Source organism: Pseudomonas sp. PDNC002, from assembly GCF_016919445.1.
Lineage (GTDB): Bacteria > Pseudomonadota > Gammaproteobacteria > Pseudomonadales > Pseudomonadaceae > Pseudomonas.
In genome coordinates this window covers 705138-722172 of record NZ_CP070356.1, presented here as the reverse complement: position 1 = coordinate 722172, position 17035 = coordinate 705138, and the positions used below count along the sequence as shown (strand labels likewise).

The following is a 17035-nucleotide window of genomic DNA, read 5'->3' as shown; positions in this document are numbered from 1 at the left end:
GACGCCACGGCGAGCAGCGGTTATCCTTGCTGGCGAATACCGATTGTCGGAGAACCCGTGAGCGAGTCCGCCCTCCAATCCCTGTGGCTGTGCGAGGCCGTGCGCCTGCGCGAGGAACAGGTCGGTCCCCTGGAAGACAGCGAGGCCAATCGCCGCGCCATCGTCGGCGGTGGCGACCTCGCGCAGCGCCTGCAGAACCGCGCGCTGCTGCTGGCCGAGCGCGATGGCCAGCGCGCCGCCTTGCGCACCTGGAGCCAGGGAGCGCGCCTGTCGATCTACCTGCTGCTGGCCCTGGCGCTGTTCACCGGCGGCGGCCTGGCCTTCGCCGCGCTGGGCGACGGTCAGCGCCCGGTCAACGTGTTCTGGGCTTTGGCCAGCCTGCTCGGCCTGCACTTGATTACCCTCATTGGCTGGACGCTGGCCTTCTTCGCCGGCGGCGAGGCGGCCGGCGCGCTCGGGCGCCTGTGGCTGTGGCTGAGCGGCAAGCTCGCCCGCGATGCCCATGCGGCGCAGCTGGCGCCCGCGCTGCTGGTGCTGCTGGACCGGCAGAAGCTGACCCGCTGGGCGCTTGGCCTGCTGGTCCACGGCCTGTGGTTTGTCGCGCTGAGCAGCGCGCTGGGCGTGCTGCTGGCGCTGCTGGCGACGCGGCGCTACGGCTTCGTCTGGGAGACCACCATTCTCGGCGGCGATACCTTCATCGCACTGACCCATGGCCTGGGTGCGCTGCCGTCCCTGCTCGGCTTCCCGCAGCCGGATTCGGAGCTGGTGCGCGCCAGCGGCGATGTCCTGGTGGCCAGCGAGAACGCGCGCCACGCCTGGGCCGGCTGGCTGGTGGGCATCCTGCTGGTCTACGGCGTGCTGCTGCGCGGCGCGCTCTGGTTGCTTTGCCTGTGGCGCTGGAAGCGCGGGCGGGCGCAGCTGGCGCTGGATGTCTCGCTGCCCGGCTACGCCCTGCTGCGCGAACGCCTGATGCCGGCCAGCGAACGGCTGGGTGTCAGCGATGCCGCACCGGATGAGCTGGTCGAGCCACAAGCGCAGTTGCCGGCGTCCACCGCCGATGGCGCGCTGCTGGTTTCCATCGAACTGCTGGACCGACCCAACTGGCCGCCAAAGCTGCCGGAAAGTATCGCCAATGCTGGCGACCTCGACGACGGCGCCCAGCGCCGCCGCCTGCTGGAGCAACTGACCCGCTACCCGCCGGCACGCCTGGTGATCGCCTGCGACCCGCGCCGCTCGCCGGATCGCGGCACTTTGGCGTTGATCGCCGAACTGTCGCGTTGCGCCGCCGCCACTCGCGTCTGGCTGCTGCAGGCGCCGCCGGGTGAAGCGCTGGACGCCGAGCGCCTGGGCGATTGGCACGCCGGCATCGAGCGGCTGAATTTGCCTCACACCTCGGCATCCCCGTTAGGTTGGCTGGAGACCGGGCATGACTGATGCGCTGAAACTGGCCGTGGTCGGCCACACCAATGTCGGCAAGACCTCGCTGCTGCGGACCCTGACCCGTGATGTCGGATTTGGTGAAGTCTCTCATCGCCCCAGCACCACACGGCATGTGGAAGGCGCGCGCCTGTCGGTGGACGGCGAGCCGCTGCTGGAGCTGTACGACACGCCGGGCCTGGAAGACGCCATCGCCCTGCGCGACTTCCTCGACGGCCTGGAGCGCCCCGGCGAACGTCTCGATGGCCCGGAAAAACTGCGCCGCTTCCTCGACGGTAGCGAAGCCCGCGGCCGCTTCGAGCAGGAAGCCAAGGTACTGCGCCAGTTGCTAGCCTCCGACGCGGGCCTCTATGTGATCGACGCCCGCGAGCCGGTGCTGGCCAAGTACCGCGACGAATTGGCCGTGCTCGCCGCCTGCGCCCGGCCGCTGCTGCCGGTGCTCAATTTCGTCGCCAGCCCGCAGCACCGCGAAGAGCAGTGGCGCGAGGCGCTGTCCCGCCTTGGTCTACATGCGCTGGTTCGCTTCGACAGCGTGGCGCCGCCGCTGGATGGCGAGCGCCGCCTCTACGAAAGCCTTGCTCTGTTGATGGAGCGTGCGCGCCCGCAGCTGGATCGACTGGTGGCCGATCACGAAGCGCAGGCAGTCGCCCGCCGCGAGGCCGGTGCGCGGTTGATCGCCGAATTGCTGGTGGATGTCGCCGCCTGTCGCCAACTGGTGCCGGCCGGCGATGCCGCCGTGCGCGCCGCCACCGAGACGCTGCGCAACCAGGTGCGCAAGCGCGAAGACACCTGCGTGAAGGCGCTGCTCAGCCTCTACGCCTTCCGCAAGGACGACGCCCGCGCGGCGGACCTGCCATTGATGGACGGCCGCTGGGGCGATGACCTGTTCAATCCGGAAACCCTGCGCCAACTGGGCATTCGTCTCGGCGGTGGCGTGGCGGCCGGCGCAGCGGCGGGGGCGGGGATCGATCTGCTGGTCGGCGGGCTGACGCTCGGTGCGGCGACCGCGCTGGGTGCCATCGCCGGGGGCGCGTGGCAGACCGTCGGCCATTACGGCCAGCGCCTGCTGGGCAAGCTCAAGGGCAGCCGCGAGCTCTCCGTAGACGACAGCGTGCTGCGACTGCTGGCGCTGCGGCAGCGGCAACTGCTGGCGGCGTTGCAGACTCGCGGGCATGCGGCGGTGGAGGCGATCCACCTGCAATCGCCGGAAGACAAGCAATGGCGCGAAGGCAAGCTGCCCGATGCCCTGCGCAAGGCGCGGGCGCATCCGGAGTGGTCGGGTCTCAATGGCAAGCGGCGCTCGGAGAAGACCGAGCGGCAGGAGGCGGTGGCGCAGTTGGCGGCTCATTTGCTAGAGCCGTGAGCCCATCGTCAATTGGCGCGATCGGCATAGCTGACGCCCCCTCACCCTAACCCTCTCCCGGAGGGAGAGGGGACCGTACGGTGCGGGGAGAGCCAACAGTATTAGCCGGTACGATCTGCCCCCTCTCCCGTTGGGAGAGGGCTGGGGTGAGGGCAAGCATGGGCGGCGGATTTCCCTGTAGGAGCGGGCTTGTGACCCACGGATGTGGGGAATGCCGTTTTCCGTAGGGAACGGATGCGGCCTCGCAAACGCTCTCAGACGAGCGAAACCATCTCCACCCAGGGTTGCCCGTCGACGATCTCCAGAATCGCCAGCGCAATCGGCAACTTGAACCGCCGCGGCCCCGCGCTCCCCGGATTCAGGTATAGAACCTCATCGCGCACCTCGTTCAGCGGCTTGTGCGAATGCCCCGCGAGCACCACGTCGATACCTTCGGCGACGGGATCGATGGCCAAATACTTGAGGTCGTGGATCAGATAAAGCCGCAGGCCGCCCAGCGCCAGCAGCAAGGTTTCCGGCAACGCGTCCGCCCAGTCGTCGGTGTCGTTGTTGCCGCGCACCACGTCCAGCGGGGCTAGCTCGCGGAGTTGATCGAGCAGCGAAGCGGGGCCGATATCGCCCAGGTGCAGGATGCGCTCGCAGCCGCGCAGCGCCGCCAGCGCTTCGGGGCGCAGCAGGCCGTGGGTGTCGGCGACGACGCCGATGCGCAGGGAAGTGGTCATGCCAGGGAGCATAAACGACGACGCCACCCGAAGGTGGCGTCGTGGCAGATCAACCGTTGTGCGAGGCCTTGGCGGCGTCGGACTCGGGGAGGAACCAGTTCAGCAGCAGCGCGCAGATGCCGCCGGTGGCGACGCCGGATTCCAGCACGTTGCGGATCGCGTGGGGCATGTGCGCGAGGAACTCCGGCACCTGGGAGATGCCCAGGCCCAGCGCGAGGCTGACGGCGATGATCAGCAGCGCGCGGCGATCCAGGTGGGTGCCGGCGAGGATGTTGATGCCGGAGGCGGCGACCGCGCCGAACATCACCATCACCGCGCCGCCGAGCACCGGCTCCGGCACGGCCTGGATCACCCCGGCGACGCTGGGGAACAGGCCCAGCACGATGAGCATCGCGGCGATCCACAGGCCGACGTGGCGGCTGGCGACGCCGGTCAGCTGGATCACGCCATTGTTCTGTGCGAACACCGAGCTGGGGAAGGTGTTGAACAGGCCGGCCAGCAGCGAGTTGGCGCCGTTCACCAGCACGCCGCCCTTGATGCGTTGCATCCACAGCGGGCCTTCGACCGGCTGCTTGGAAATCTTGCTGGTGGCGGTGACGTCACCGATGGCTTCCAGCGAGGTCACCAGGTAGATCACCAGCATCGGGATGAACAGGCTCCAGGAGAAGCCCAGGCCGAAGTGCAGCGGCACCGGGACCTGGAAGGCCGGCGCCTCGTGCATGCCGGTGAAGTCCAGGCGGCCCAGGTAGCCGGCCAGCGCGTAGCCCACGGCCAGGGCGATGACGATGGCGCCGCTGCGCATCCACACCACCGGGATGCGGTTGAGGATGACGATGATCGCCAGCACCAGGCCCGACAGCATCAGGTTCTCGCCGTTGGCGAAGGTGCCGTTGGACATGGCGGAGAAGCCGCCACCCATGCTGATCAGGCCGACCTTGATCAGGGTGAGGCCGATCATCAGCACCACGATGCCGGTGACCAGCGGGGTGATCAGGCGCTTCACGAAGGGCAGGATGCGCGACACGCCCATCTCCACGAAGGAGCCGGCCATGACCACGCCGAAAATCGCCGCCATCACCGCTTCCACCGGCGTGCCGTTCTTCACCATCAGCGCACCGCCGGCGATCAGCGGGCCGACGAAGTTGAAGCTGGTGCCCTGGACGATCAGCAGCCCCGCGCCGAAAGGCCCGAAGCGCTTGCACTGGACGAAGGTGGCGATGCCGGAGATAACCAGCGACATCGACACGATCAGGTTGGTGTCGCGCGGCGACACGCCCAGCGCCTGGCAGATCAGCAGGCCGGGGGTGACGATGGGCACGATGATCGCCAGCAGGTGCTGCAGCGCCGCGAGCAGGGCGATGGGCAGGGCGGGGCGGTCTTCCAGGCCGTAGACCAGGTCGGGCTGGTCCTTGGCGGCGGACGGGTTCTCGAGGGAGCTCATGGGCGGCGGTCCGGGAAAAAGGAGCGCGATTTTACTGGCCTGGAGCGGGATCGCACAGTGCCATGAGGCAAGGAAGGACAAGCGGACCTTCAGAAATACAGCCGTCATTTGTGGGATCAGGCTTACTGTGGCCTGGATCGTCAGGGAAACGGCAACCTTTCAGCGTCCCGCGCGGAAACGTCTGAATGCCGCCTTTCGAATCGCCGGCTTCACTGCACCGGGCCGGCGCCATGAGGGCTCCGGAATTCCCCTCATCAGAAGGATTTGACGATGAAGAACGTGCAAAGTGGCTTCACCCTGATCGAACTGATGATCGTCGTGGCGATCATCGGCATCCTCGCTTCGGTTTCCCTCCCCCTGTATTCGAACTACTCCTCGCGCTCCCATGCGGCGGCCGCGAAGGCGGAGTTGTCCGGCGTGAAAACCGCCGTGAGCCTGTGTATCGCCGAGGCAGCCAAGGTTGACGAGTGCAATGCCGGCGAGTTCGGCATTCCGCCAAGCCTGGCCGCGACCTCGAACATCTCCGGCGATTACTCGGTGGAGAATGGCGTGATCAAGGCTACTTCCGTCTCGACCGACGCCGATGGAAATCCGCTCAAGTTCGAACTGGAGCCGAAGAAGGACGGCACCTCCGGGAATATCGTGTGGACGGAGAACGGCACGGTCTGCAATGCCGATCGTGGTCTCAAGCCGGGCACGGGCGATTGTCCGAAGGCGGCCAAGTCCGGCTCCTGAGGACCTGCGGCGCCAACAAAAAAGCCCGGCATTCGCCGGGCTTTCTCGTTTCGTGCGGGGCGTCAGCCGTCCAGCAGCGCCTTGTCGCGTACCGCGCCCTTGTCGGCGCTGGTGGCCAGCAGGGCATAGGCTTTCAGTGCGGTGCTCACCTTGCGCGCGCGCGGATGTACCGGCTTCCAGCCTTTCTTGTCCTGCTCGACGCGGCGGGCGGCCAGCTCTTCATCGCTCACCAGCAGGTTGATGCTGCGGTTGGGGATGTCGATCAGCACCTTGTCGCCGTCCTGCACCAGGCCGATGGCGCCGCCTGCGGCAGCTTCCGGCGAGGCGTGGCCGATGGACAGGCCCGAGGTACCGCCGGAGAAACGGCCGTCGGTGAGCAGGGCGCAGTCCTTGCCCAGGCCCTTGGACTTCAGGTAGCTGGTCGGGTACAGCATTTCCTGCATGCCCGGGCCGCCTTTCGGGCCTTCGTAGCGGATGATCACGATGTCGCCCGGCTTCACTTCGTCGGCGAGGATGCCTTTCACGGCACCGTCCTGGCTCTCGAAGATCTTCGCGCGGCCTTCGAACACATGGATGGACTCGTCGACGCCGGCGGTCTTCACCACGCAGCCGTCGAGGGCGATGTTGCCGTACAGCACGGCCAGGCCGCCTTCCTGGGAGTAGGCGTGCTCGACGCTGCGGATGCAGCCTTCGGCGCGGTCATCGTCCAGGGTGTCCCAGCGGGTGCTCTGGCTGAACGCCACCTGGGTCGGGATGCCGGCAGGGCCGGCCTTGAAGAAGGTGTGGACCTTCTCGTCCTGGGTCTGGGTGATGTCCCATTCGGCGATGGCGTCGGCCATGCTCGGGCTGTGCACGGTCGGTACGTCGGTGTGCAGCAGGCCGCCACGGGCCAGTTCGCCGAGGATGGAGAAGATGCCGCCGGCGCGGTGCACGTCTTCCATGTGGTACTTCTGGATGTTCGGCGCGACTTTGCACAGCTGCGGCACCTTGCGCGACAGGCGATCGATGTCGCGCAGGTCGAAGGCGATCTCCGCCTCCTGGGCGGCGGCCAGCAGGTGCAGGATGGTGTTGGTCGAGCCGCCCATGGCGATGTCCAGGGTCATGGCGTTCTCGAACGCCTTGAAGCTGGCGACATTGCGCGGCAGCACGGACTCGTCGCCCTCGCCGTAGTAGCGCTGGCACAGTTCGACGGCCAGGCGGCCGGCGCGCAGGAACAGCTGCTCGCGGTCGGCGTGGGTGGCGAGGGTCGAGCCGTTGCCCGGCAGGGACAGGCCCAGGGCCTCGGTCAGGCAGTTCATCGAGTTGGCGGTGAACATGCCGGAGCAGGAACCGCAGGTCGGGCAGGCGCTGCGCTCGTACTCGGCGACTTTCTCGTCGGAGCAGGAGTCGTCGGCGGCGACGACCATGGCGTCCACCAGGTCCAGGCCGTGGTTGGCCAGCTTGGTCTTGCCGGCTTCCATCGGGCCGCCGGAGACGAACACCACCGGGATGTTCAGGCGCAGGGCGGCCATCAGCATGCCGGGGGTGATCTTGTCGCAGTTGGAGATGCAGACGATGGCGTCGGCGCAGTGGGCGTTGACCATGTATTCCACGGAGTCGGCGATGATCTCGCGCGACGGCAGGGAATAGAGCATGCCGTCATGGCCCATGGCGATGCCGTCGTCCACGGCGATGGTGTTGAATTCCTTGGCCACGCCGCCGTGTTTTTCGATCTCGCGGGCGACCAGCTGGCCCAGGTCCTTCAGGTGCACGTGGCCGGGCACGAACTGGGTAAAGGAGTTGGCGATGGCGATGATCGGCTTCTTGAAGTCTTCGTCCTTCATCCCGGTGGCGCGCCAGAGAGCGCGGGCGCCGGCCATGTTGCGGCCGTGGGTGGAGGTTTTCGAACGGTAATCGGGCATGACAGGTTCCTGCGGCTCAGGTGCACGGTGGGAGTCGATCCGGGTCTTCTGTGCGGCGGCGTGCAGCGGATGGCGCTGGCCGGCGAGACCTTGAGCAGACTCTAAGTCGTATCGTGAGCGCGGTACGCACCGGATGCAAACAGCAGATGGCCTTGCATGGGCGAGGTCGGCGCGGGGCTTGGCGGGGTCACCGCCTGCTCGGCCGGGGCTCACAGGCCCGCCGGGGGATAAATGGCAGGAATGAGCCGGATTCTACGCCGGCCCTTGCTGCCAGGGAAAGGCTGGCGGTCGGCGCGGGCCATAGACTTTCGCCGAGCAGGCGTGGTCAGAATGGCGATTGACGCTTTTTGATCCCGTTCGTTGAAGGAGCAACTCCATGAGAATCATCCCCGTCGCCCTATTGGCCACGCTCTTCGTCGGCAGCGTGCAGGCCTCGTCCGATGCGGCCTGGCAGGCGCAGGACAAGCAGCAGCGCGAAGCCTGCCTGGCGCTGAGCCATCTGCAGAACAAGAAGGTGCTGGGCGCGCCGGTGCTGTTCGACGACAGCGTGGGCTACACGGCGCTGATGATCGGCGGTCGCTATCCACAGAAGCACATGCAGGGCAAACAGGGTCGCGAGCTGTGCCTGTTCGAACGCAAGACGGGCAAGGCGGTGATCAGCGAGGCGGATTCGTTGATGCCGGTGAAGTGAAGGGGGTGAGGGACCTTATCTCGTAGGGCGCATAACACCCCAAGCGTTATCCGCCGACTCGTGGATAGAGCCGGCGGATAAAGCGTTCCGCTTTATGCGCCCTACTTTGCTGATGCCGATGAAATGATGCAGCGTTGCCGGTCGTAGGGCGCATAACGCCTCGAGCGTTATCCGCCATCTGCCGTTGAAACGAAAAACGGGGCGCATCCCGAGAGGAGGCGCCCCGTTTTCGTGCTTACCGTCTTAGCCGTTAGGCAGCAGGCGGACGGTCAGGCTCTTGATGTAGCGGGTTTCCGGGATCGCCAGGTGGACCGGGTGGTCCGGGCCCTGGCCGCCGCGCTCGAGCAGTTGGATGTTGCGGTCCAGGTGGCGGGCGCTGCCCAGCAGGATGTTCTGCAGGTCGTCCTCGGGCAGGTGCATCGAGCAGGAGGCGCTGACCAGCACGCCGTCCTTGGACAGCAGGCGCATGGCCTGCTCGTTGAGGCGACGGTAGGCGGCCTCGCCGTTCTTCAGGTCCTTCTTGCGCTTGATGAAAGCGGGCGGGTCGGCAACGATCACGTCGAAGCGCTCGTCGGCGGCCTTCAGCTCGCGCAGGGCGTCGAACACGTCGCCTTCCACGCAGGCTACCTTCTCGGCCAGGCCGTTGAGGGTGGCGTTGCGCTCCACGCCATCGAGGGCGAAGCCGGAGGCATCGACGCACATCACTTCGCTGGCGCCGAAGGCCGCGGCCTGGATGCCCCAGCCGCCGATGTAGCTGAACAGGTCCAGCACGCGCTTGCCCTGCACATAGGGCTGCAGGCGCGCGCGGTTCATGCGGTGGTCGTAGAACCAGCCGGTCTTCTGGCCGGCAAGGACCGGGGCTTCGAACTTCACGCCGTTCTCTTCCAGGGCAACCCACTCAGGGACTTCGCCATAGGCATTCGCCACGTAGCGCTCCAGGCCTTCGGCATCGCGTGCGCTGGAGTCGTTCTTCCACAGTACGGCGCTGGGCTTGAGCACTTGCAGCAGGGCGGCGAGCACGTCGTCGCGGTGCTTTTCCATGGTCGCCGAGGCGAGTTGGACCACCAGCACGTCGCCGAAACGGTCGACTACCAGGCCCGGCAGCAGGTCGGAGTCACCATAGACCAGGCGGTAGAAGGGCTTGTCGAACAGGCGGTCGCGCAGGCTGAGCGCGACGTTCAGGCGGTGAACCAGCAGGGATTTGTCGAGAACGTGCTTGGTATCGCGGGAGATCAGGCGGGCGCAGATGAGGTTGTTCGGGCTCATCGCGACGATGCCCAGCGGCTTGCCGTTGGCCATTTCGAGGATGGCCTGCTCGCCGGCGCCGAAGCCGTTCAGCGGGGTGGCGGCGACGTCCACCTCGTTGCTGTAGACCCACAGGTGGCCGGCGCGCAGGCGGCGCTCGGCGTTGGCTTTCAGACGCAGGCTGGGCAGGGTCATGGGGTAGGGCTCCGGCAAAAGAGCGGGATTATAGCGCAGCGGCACGCGCCGCCGGAGCGTGGCGCGTGCCTTTCCATCGGTTCATCAGGCGGCCAGGGTTTCGATCAGTTGCTTGTTGAAGGCGGGGATGTCGTCAGGCTTGCGGCTGCTGATCAGATGCCCGTCCTTGACCACCTGGCGGTCGACCCAGTGGCCGCCAGCGTTGTTGATGTCGTCCTTGAGCGAATTCCAGCTGGTCAGTGTCCTGCCCTTGACCAGTCCGGCCGAGACCAGCAGCCAGGCGCCATGGCAGATCACGGCGATGGGTTTGCCGGCCTGGTCGGCCTTCTGCACGATTTCCTGGGCCTTGGGCAGGTTGCGTATCTGATCGGAGTTGAAGACGCCGCCCGGCAGCAGCACGGCGTCGTAGTCATCCACGCGGGCGGTCTCGAAGGTGCCATCGACCTTGAAAGTGTCCGCCGGCTTGTCGTGGTTCCAGCCGCGTACCTTGTCGGTGCTGTCGGAGAGGATTTTCACCTTGGCGCCGGCCTCCTCGAGTGCTTCCCGTGGGCCGGTCAGTTCGACCTGCTCGAAACCATCGGTGACCAGGATGGCGATGGTCTTGCCTTTGAGTGTCTGGCTCATGGCGTGTCTCCCATTTCTTCCGCTTGGGTGTAAAGGTTCCGACACAGTTGCCGATGAAAGTTCAATCAAAAGCAGTCCTTCCAGACGCCTCGGCTCTGGGTAAACTGTGCACCCCGTCAACTTTCATCAGCGCACCCATGTCCCAAGAACTCTCCGCCGAACAGATCCGTCAGGCCCTGCAGGGCATCAGCGTGCCGCCGCAGCCGCAGATCATGGTTGACCTGCAGATGGAGCAGTTCATGCCCAATCCGGACCTGAAGGCGATCGCCAAGCTGATCAGCCAGGACCCGGGGCTGTCCGGCGCGCTGCTGAAGCTGGTGAACTCGCCGTTCTTCGGCCTGGCGAACCGCATCACTTCGATCCAGCGTGCGGTGAACCTGCTGGGCAGCCGCTCGGTGATCAACCTGATCAACGCCCAGTCGATCAAGGGCGAGATGACCGACGACACCATCGTCACGCTCAATCGCTTCTGGGACACCGCCCAGGACGTGGCCATGAGCTGCCTGACCCTGGCCAAGCGCATCGGCTACGAATCGGTGGACGAGGCGTACGCGCTGGGGCTGTTCCACAACTGCGGCATTCCGCTGATGCTCAAGCGCTTCCCCAATTACATGGTGGTGCTGGAAGAGGCGTACGCCAGTGCCAGCGACGAACGCCGCGTGGTGGATACCGAGAACCGTGTGCTGAACACCAACCATGCGGTGGTCGGCTACTTCACCGCGCGCTCCTGGCGGCTGCCGGAGCATGTCTGCGAGGCCATCGCCAACCACCACAACGCGTTGTCGATCTTCAGCGATGACAACTCCCGCGATACCCAGCTGAAGAATCTGCTGGCGATCCTCAAGATGGCCGAGCACATCTGCGGCTCCTACCGCGTGCTGGGCAACCAGGACGAGGACCACGAGTGGGAGAGCGTGCGGGCGCTGGTGCTGGATTACGTCGGGCTCAGCGAATACGACTTCGAGAACCTCAAGGCGAGCATTCTCGAGCTGGGCGTGGGGCAGGGGACGTACTGATCGGAGCCAGGTGTGGGAGCGGCCACACCGAGTGAATCGTCAAGCATGAAAAAGCCGGGCATCTGCCCGGCTTTTTCGTTCAACGTCGGCGATCAGTCGATCATGTCGCTGAAGCGCTCATCCTTCTTGTAGGCGATGGTCTGGCTGAAGCCGGGGACCTGGATGCCTTGGTCGCTGATCTCGATGGCCTGCTCGTCGATCATGTCATTGCCGAAGTTGTAGATGATGTCGAAACGGCCCTGTGTCGCGGCTTCGTCGTACTGGCGGGCGGCGGCGCGGGTGGCTTCGCGGCGGGCCTGGTAGTCGTTGAAGGCAGCGTCGCCATGGCGCTTGCGCAGCATCTTCTCGGTGACGGTAGGGGACAACAGCACGCCAGTGGCGTTGTTACCGCCGAAGCCCTTGGAGTTGATGAAGCAGACTTCCAGATCATCGCGGCGCACATCGGTGTTGGACAGGGCGATGTGGTCCTTGAAGACGTCGTCGGCGAAGGTGTCCACGGTCTTGATGCCGGGGATGACGCCGTAGCGGAAGGTGCCCAGGGCGGAGATCAACTGGTCGGCGCTGGCGGTTGCCAGGGAATGGCCGACGAAGGCTTTCACTGCGGTGGTCGGCCAGTTGCTGATACCGAAAGCGGTGGCGACGCGGTCGAGGATTTCCGATTCGGTCACGCGGTTGGCCGGGGTGCTGGAGCCGTGGGCGTGGACGAAGCTGTGCTGGCGCACGCTGTCTTCACCGACGATCTGCGCGGCGGCGGCCACGGCCTTGGCCATGGTCAGGTAGTTGCCCGGGCCGGGCGCGGAGATGGATTTCTTGAAGCCGTCGGCGTTGATGAACACGTCGGTCACCGAGCCATGGATATCGGCGCCCAGCTCCAGGGCCAGGGCGTCGTCCATCAGCACCACGTACTGCGCGGACTCGGCCAGGGAGAAGCCGCAGTTTTCGCCGAACGGGCGGCTGGCGCGGCGGAAGTCGACGTCGTCGCGACCTTCGATGTGGCGCAGGCCTTCCTCAGTGGCCAGCGCGCCCATGGCGGCGTAGCCCTCGATGATCTCCGAGGTGATCGGCGCCTCGGCGTTGCCGACGATGGCCACGCGAGCCTGGCCGGTGGTGATGACGTCGATGCCTTTCTGCAGGTTGTACAGGAAGGTGGCGCAGGCGCCGGTGACGCTGCCGGTCATGCCGACGCTGCCCAGCACGTAGGCGTTGATGAAGTCGGTGGGCATGCTGTTGAAGCCCAGCGGCAGCTGCTTGGCCGAGACGCGGTGGCCGCGCAGGCGCGATTGCAGCAGGCCGCCGAAGCCGTTTTCGTCCAGCTGGCTCATGATGCTGCTGGAGAACACGGCGATTTCGTCGGGTTGCACGGCGTTGCAGATGGTCTGCCAGTCGATGCCGGTGGAGCGCACCGCGTCGGTGGCGGCGACCACGGACATCTGCAGGCCACGCGGGTGGAAACGCGAGTTGTACAGCTCGCCCGGCTCGAAGCCGGTGGGCAGTTGGCCGGCGGATTTCACCGGCAGCGCGCGGTAACTGTCGACCTTGAATTCGCAGCTGTCGTGCAGGGTAACGCGGACTTCGCTGCCTTCGGCCTCTTCCACCGACCAGTTGGCCGGCAGCGGCTCGGGCAGTTGCTTGCGCAGGGTGGTGAAGGTTACCGGCGTGCCGGCAGTGCTGACGGTCAGGCTCTTGTGGCAGTGCGCGGCGTCGACGTCGAGGTATTGCAGTTCGATGCGACGGATCAGGGTGGACTGGCGAATCTGCTCGGCGAAGCGCTGTTCGATGGCGGCCAGGTCCAGGGTTTTGCCATCGGCATCCTGGTACTGGCCGTCGACGACCTTGACCAGCTTCATCATTACCGCGAGGCCGGCGAGGGTTTCCTGGCGGGCGGCGGGCTCCATGGATTCGAGGACGGTGCGGCGGAACCCATGGTGGAAGGAACTGCGGCCTGCCGCGTTATATCCACCAAAACCAACGATGACCGGTAGTCGAGACATCTCTCGGAAACTCCTTCAGCAAGTGCATCTTGTGCGACAGGGCGCCAGTTGCGCAGGGAGGCGCGGCCCGGTAGCACAAAGCCAGGCGGTGGCTTCTAGTGATTCGAATGCTTTAGCTGACGAGGATGATGACTGCCGAGTCACGCTTGCGCCAGGAATTGTCGGAAGAAGGCGACGAGTTTCCGGGGGGATCGTGCAGGGTCCTTGAACGAAAACGGGAGCCATGAGGGCTCCCGTTTCGATGTTGCCTTTGCTGAGGACAGGGCTTAACGGTACTCGATGCCTGCCTTTTTGGTGCTGACGCGGGTGCCGGATTCGCCTTTGGTGATGGCGACGATGTTTTCCAGCGAGCCGATCACTGCGTCTTTACCGGTGGCGCGGGCGAACTCGATGGCCGCCATGACCTTCGGACCCATGGAGCCAGCGGCGAAGCCGAGGCGCTCCAGTTCGTCCGGGTGGGCCTGGGCGATGCCTTTCTGGGTCGGTTTGCCCCAGTCGATGTAGGCCGCGTCCACGTCGGTGGCGATGATCAGGATGTCAGCCGACAGCTCCTGAGCCAGCAGCGAGGAGCAGAGGTCCTTGTCGATCACCGCTTCGACGCCGGAAAGCTTCTTGCCGGATTCGTCATACATGGTCGGGATACCGCCGCCGCCTGCACAGATGACGATGGTGCCTTTTTCCAGCAGCCACTTGACTGGGCGAATCTCGAAGATGCGCTTCGGACGGGGGCTGGCGACCACGCGGCGGAACTTGTCGCCGTCCGGAGCGATGCTCCAGCCTTTCTCCTTGGCCAGGGCTTCAGCTTCTTCCTTCGAATAGACCGGGCCGATCGGCTTGGTCGGGTTCTGGAAAGCCGGATCTTTGGCGTCCACTTCGACCTGGGTGAGGATGGTGGCGAACGGCACTTCGAACGGCAGCAGGTTGCCCATTTCCTGTTCGATCATGTAGCCGATCATGCCCTCGGTTTCGGCGCCGAGGACGTCCAGCGGATAGGGTGCAACCTTGTCGTAGGCGGCGCCCTGTAGGGCCAGGAGGCCGACTTGCGGCCCGTTGCCGTGGGCGATCACCAGTTCATTGCCGGGGGCGACCTTGGCGATCTGCTCGGCGGCGATGCGAACGTTCAGCCGTTGATTGTCGGCAGTCATGGGCTCGCCACGACGCAGCAGGGCATTACCGCCCAATGCGACGACGATACGCATATTCAGTACCTCCAAAAGAGTGGGATGGCCCCCGGGCCAGCAGGGAAACCGCTGGCCGGGGGCTGTCCGGCATTACATGTCGGCGAGGGTCGAAACGAGGATTGCCTTGATGGTGTGCATGCGGTTCTCCGCTTGCTCGAAGGCAATGTTGTACGGGGATTCGAAGACGTCTTCGGTCACTTCGATGCCGTTCTTCAGGTTCGGGTACTTGGCGGCGATTTCTTTGCCGACCTTGGTCTCGCTGTTGTGGAAGGCGGGCAGGCAGTGCATGAACTTCACGCGCGGGTTACCGGCGGCTTTCATCATGTCCATGTTGACCTGGTAGGGCAGCAGTTCGTTGATGCGTTCGCCCCAGGCTTCCACCGGCTCACCCATGGATACCCAGACGTCGGTGTGGATGAAGTCCACGCCCTTGACGGCTACTTTCGGGTCTTCGGTGATGGTGATGCGAGCACCGCTTTCTTCAGCGAATTTCTTGCAGGCGGCGACGTGCTCGTCGGTCGGCCACAGTTCCTTCGGAGCGGCGATGCGTACGTCCATGCCGAGTTTGGCGCCGATCAGCAGCAGGGAGTTACCCATGTTGTTGCGGGCGTCGCCCAGGTAGGCGTAGCTGATGTCGTGCAGCGGCTTGTCGCTGTGCTCGCGCATGGTCAGCACGTCGGCCAGCATCTGGGTCGGGTGGTACTCGTCGGTCAGGCCGTTGAACACCGGTACGCCGGCGAACTTGGCCAGTTCCTCGACGATTTCCTGCTTGAAGCCACGGTATTCGATGGCGTCGTACATGCGGCCGAGTACGCGGGCGGTGTCCTTCATCGATTCCTTGTGGCCGATCTGCGAGGAGTTCGGGTCGATGTAGGTGACGTTGGCGCCCTGGTCATAGGCGGCGACTTCGAAGGCGCAACGGGTGCGGGTCGAGGTCTTTTCGAAGATCAGAGCGATGTTGTTGCCTTTGAGGTGTTGCTGCTCGGTACCGGTGTACTTGGCGCGTTTCAGGTCGCGGGACAGGTCGAGCAGATAGCGCAACTCGCGAGTGCTGTGGTGCATCAGGCTGAGCAGGTTGCGGTTGTGCATATTGAAAGCCATGTTCGTTCTCCTTGTGGGATGGAATCTTGGCCTCGTCAGTACAGCTCGTGGCTGGCGGGGCGGGCGGCCCTGGCTAGGGCCGCCTCTTCAGTTCGTTGCGCTCTGTTGGGTGTAGCCGGTTTCTTAGTAGTCGACCGGATCGCGGATGATCGGGCAGGTCATGCAGTGACCGCCGCCACGGCCCCGGCCCAGTTCGCCGGCGCTGATGGTGATGACTTCCACGCCAGCCTTGCGCAGCAGGGTGTTGGTGTAGGTGTTGCGGTCATAACCAACCACCACGCCCGGCTCCAGGCAGACCACGTTGTTGCCGTCGTCCCACTGTTCGCGTTCGGCAGCGAAGCTGTTGCCGCCAGTCTCGACGACGCGCAGTTTCTTCAGGCCCAGGCTCTCGGCGACGACGGTCATGAAGTCCTTGTCTTCGCGCTGGACGTTGATGCCGTAGGGGCTCTTCTCGTCCGGACGCAGGGTGAAGGCAACGATCTCTTTCACCACTTCCGGGAAGACGGTGACCAGGTCGCGGTCGCAGAAGGTGAAGACGGTGTCCAGGTGCATCGCGGCGCGGGACTTCGGCAGGCCGGCGACGATGACTTTCTCTGCTGCGCCTTTGGCGAACAGTGCCTGGGCCACTTGGCCGATGGCTTGACGGGAGGAGCGCTCACCCATGCCGATCAGCACGACGCCGTTGCCGATGGGCATGACGTCGCCGCCTTCGAGGGTGGACATGCCGTGGTCCTTGTCCGGATCGCCGTACCAGACTTCGAATTCGGCGTTGGTGAATTCCGGGTGGAACTTGTAGATCGCGGTGGTCAGCAGGGTTTCCTGACGTCGCGCCGGCCAGTACATCGGGTTCAGGGTCACACCGCCGTAGATCCAGCAGGTGGTGTCACGGGTGAACTGGGTGTTGGGCAGCGGCGGCAGCAGGAAGCTGGAGTGACCGAGGTAGTCGCGGTACATCTTCAGCGCCTTGGCGCCTTCGCTCTCGGGGATGTCGTCGGAGGCCACGCCGCCGATGAGGAATTCCGCCAGCTTGCGAGGCTCCAGGCTTTCGAGCCAGCCGCGCAGTTCCTGGGTCAGGCCTACGCCAACGCTGTCATTGGTGATCTTGCGATCGAGGATCCACTTGAGGGCCTCGGGGTTCTGGACGGTCTCGGTCAGCAGGTTGTGCATTTCGAGGACGTCGATGCCACGCTCGCGCATCTTGGTGACGAAATCGAAGTGGTCACGCTTCGCCTGGTTCACCCAGATAACGTCGTCGAACAGCAACTCGTCGCAGTTGCTCGGGGTCAGGCGTTGATGGGCGAGTCCGGGCGAGCAGACCATCACTTTGCGTAGTTTGCCAGCTTCAGAATGGACGCCAAGTTTGGTTTTTTCCGTGCTCATGAGATGTCTCCA

General features: G+C 65.2%; 14 protein-coding genes. 5 read left to right on the top strand and 9 right to left on the bottom strand.

Annotation, left to right across the window (positions count from 1 at the left end; translation table 11 throughout):
* The first annotated feature begins 57 nt into the window (after positions 1-57).
* Complete coding sequence (locus JVX91_RS03355) at positions 58-1434, top strand: DUF2868 domain-containing protein (protein ID WP_205338025.1); 1377 nt, start codon at positions 58-60, stop codon at positions 1432-1434.
* Positions 1427-2800, top strand: a complete 1374-nt coding sequence (locus tag JVX91_RS03350; RefSeq protein ID WP_205338024.1) for a GTPase/DUF3482 domain-containing protein — start codon at positions 1427-1429, stop codon at positions 2798-2800. The genes JVX91_RS03355 and JVX91_RS03350 overlap by 8 nt, the downstream gene beginning before the upstream one ends.
* A gap of 254 nt (positions 2801-3054) precedes the next feature.
* On the opposite strand, the gene JVX91_RS03345 is transcribed toward JVX91_RS03350, so the two are convergent.
* Together JVX91_RS03345 and JVX91_RS03340 are read right to left on the bottom strand one after the other, a co-directional pair.
* Positions 3055-3522: a metallophosphoesterase family protein gene (locus JVX91_RS03345; protein ID WP_205338023.1), complete on the bottom strand. Its 468-nt coding sequence runs from the start codon at positions 3520-3522 to the stop codon at positions 3055-3057.
* Between the two features lie 49 nt (positions 3523-3571).
* Positions 3572-4963 carry a uracil-xanthine permease family protein gene (locus JVX91_RS03340; RefSeq protein WP_024762204.1) on the bottom strand — a complete coding sequence of 464 codons (1392 nt, stop codon included), beginning with the start codon at positions 4961-4963 and terminating at the stop codon, positions 3572-3574.
* A 270-nt stretch (positions 4964-5233) separates the two neighbouring features.
* Between JVX91_RS03340 and JVX91_RS03335 the strand changes: the two genes are divergently transcribed.
* Positions 5234-5698 carry a prepilin-type N-terminal cleavage/methylation domain-containing protein gene (locus JVX91_RS03335; RefSeq protein WP_205338022.1) on the top strand — a complete coding sequence of 155 codons (465 nt, stop codon included), beginning with the start codon at positions 5234-5236 and terminating at the stop codon, positions 5696-5698.
* A gap of 62 nt (positions 5699-5760) precedes the next feature.
* Here JVX91_RS03335 and ilvD read toward each other — a convergent pair whose 3' ends face one another.
* Complete coding sequence (gene ilvD, locus JVX91_RS03330; protein WP_205338021.1) at positions 5761-7599, bottom strand: dihydroxy-acid dehydratase; 1839 nt, start codon at positions 7597-7599, stop codon at positions 5761-5763.
* Positions 7600-7975: 376 nt separating this feature from the next.
* On the opposite strand from ilvD, the gene JVX91_RS03325 reads away from it, so the two are divergent.
* Positions 7976-8290 (top strand): hypothetical protein, encoded by a 315-nt coding sequence (locus JVX91_RS03325; RefSeq protein WP_205338020.1) that lies wholly within the window; start codon positions 7976-7978, stop codon positions 8288-8290.
* 243 nt (positions 8291-8533) lie between these two features.
* Here the strand turns inward: JVX91_RS03325 and JVX91_RS03320 are convergent, their stop codons facing one another.
* Positions 8534-9730, bottom strand: a complete 1197-nt coding sequence (locus JVX91_RS03320; RefSeq protein WP_081515305.1) for a class I SAM-dependent rRNA methyltransferase — start codon at positions 9728-9730, stop codon at positions 8534-8536.
* Positions 9731-9814: 84 nt separating this feature from the next.
* Entirely contained in the window at positions 9815-10354 is a 540-nt protein-coding gene (locus tag JVX91_RS03315; RefSeq protein ID WP_205338019.1) for a type 1 glutamine amidotransferase domain-containing protein, read from the bottom strand.
* A gap of 191 nt (positions 10355-10545) precedes the next feature.
* Between JVX91_RS03315 and JVX91_RS03310 the strand changes: the two genes are divergently transcribed.
* On the top strand, positions 10546-11370 hold the full coding sequence (locus tag JVX91_RS03310; RefSeq protein ID WP_205339918.1) for an HDOD domain-containing protein: 825 nt from the start codon (positions 10546-10548) through the stop codon (positions 11368-11370).
* Positions 11371-11462: 92 nt separating this feature from the next.
* On the opposite strand, the gene JVX91_RS03305 is transcribed toward JVX91_RS03310, so the two are convergent.
* From JVX91_RS03305 to arcA, 4 genes are all read right to left on the bottom strand, one after another.
* The gene (locus tag JVX91_RS03305) at positions 11463-13361 is read right to left on the bottom strand and encodes a beta-ketoacyl synthase (RefSeq protein WP_205338018.1); all 1899 of its coding nucleotides are present in this window, start codon (positions 13359-13361) and stop codon (positions 11463-11465) included.
* A gap of 266 nt (positions 13362-13627) precedes the next feature.
* A complete protein-coding gene (gene arcC, locus JVX91_RS03300) occupies positions 13628-14560 on the bottom strand; it encodes a carbamate kinase (RefSeq protein WP_205338017.1) in 933 nt (310 codons plus the stop codon).
* Positions 14561-14632: 72 nt separating this feature from the next.
* Complete coding sequence (locus JVX91_RS03295) at positions 14633-15643, bottom strand: ornithine carbamoyltransferase (RefSeq protein WP_045215705.1); 1011 nt, start codon at positions 15641-15643, stop codon at positions 14633-14635.
* A gap of 123 nt (positions 15644-15766) precedes the next feature.
* Positions 15767-17023: an arginine deiminase gene (gene arcA, locus JVX91_RS03290; RefSeq protein WP_205338016.1), complete on the bottom strand. Its 1257-nt coding sequence runs from the start codon at positions 17021-17023 to the stop codon at positions 15767-15769.
* Positions 17024-17035: the final 12 nt, after the last annotated feature.

Bases quoted from the DNA above. Each gene is read 5' to 3' on its own strand.
- JVX91_RS03350 (WP_205338024.1), top strand. From the start codon at position 1,427: ATGACTGATGCGCTGAAACTGGCCGTGGTCGGCCACACCAATGTCGGC.
- JVX91_RS03345 (WP_205338023.1), bottom strand. From the start codon at position 3,522: ATGACCACTTCCCTGCGCATCGGCGTCGTCGCCGACACCCACGGCCTG.
- JVX91_RS03340 (WP_024762204.1), bottom strand. From the start codon at position 4,963: ATGAGCTCCCTCGAGAACCCGTCCGCCGCCAAGGACCAGCCCGACCTG.
- JVX91_RS03335 (WP_205338022.1), top strand. From the start codon at position 5,234: ATGAAGAACGTGCAAAGTGGCTTCACCCTGATCGAACTGATGATCGTC.
- ilvD (WP_205338021.1), bottom strand. From the start codon at position 7,599: ATGCCCGATTACCGTTCGAAAACCTCCACCCACGGCCGCAACATGGCC.
- JVX91_RS03325 (WP_205338020.1), top strand. From the start codon at position 7,976: ATGAGAATCATCCCCGTCGCCCTATTGGCCACGCTCTTCGTCGGCAGC.
- JVX91_RS03320 (WP_081515305.1), bottom strand. From the start codon at position 9,730: ATGACCCTGCCCAGCCTGCGTCTGAAAGCCAACGCCGAGCGCCGCCTG.
- JVX91_RS03315 (WP_205338019.1), bottom strand. From the start codon at position 10,354: ATGAGCCAGACACTCAAAGGCAAGACCATCGCCATCCTGGTCACCGAT.
- JVX91_RS03305 (WP_205338018.1), bottom strand. From the start codon at position 13,361: ATGTCTCGACTACCGGTCATCGTTGGTTTTGGTGGATATAACGCGGCA.
- arcC (WP_205338017.1), bottom strand. From the start codon at position 14,560: ATGCGTATCGTCGTCGCATTGGGCGGTAATGCCCTGCTGCGTCGTGGC.
- JVX91_RS03295 (WP_045215705.1), bottom strand. From the start codon at position 15,643: ATGGCTTTCAATATGCACAACCGCAACCTGCTCAGCCTGATGCACCAC.
- arcA (WP_205338016.1), bottom strand. From the start codon at position 17,023: ATGAGCACGGAAAAAACCAAACTTGGCGTCCATTCTGAAGCTGGCAAA.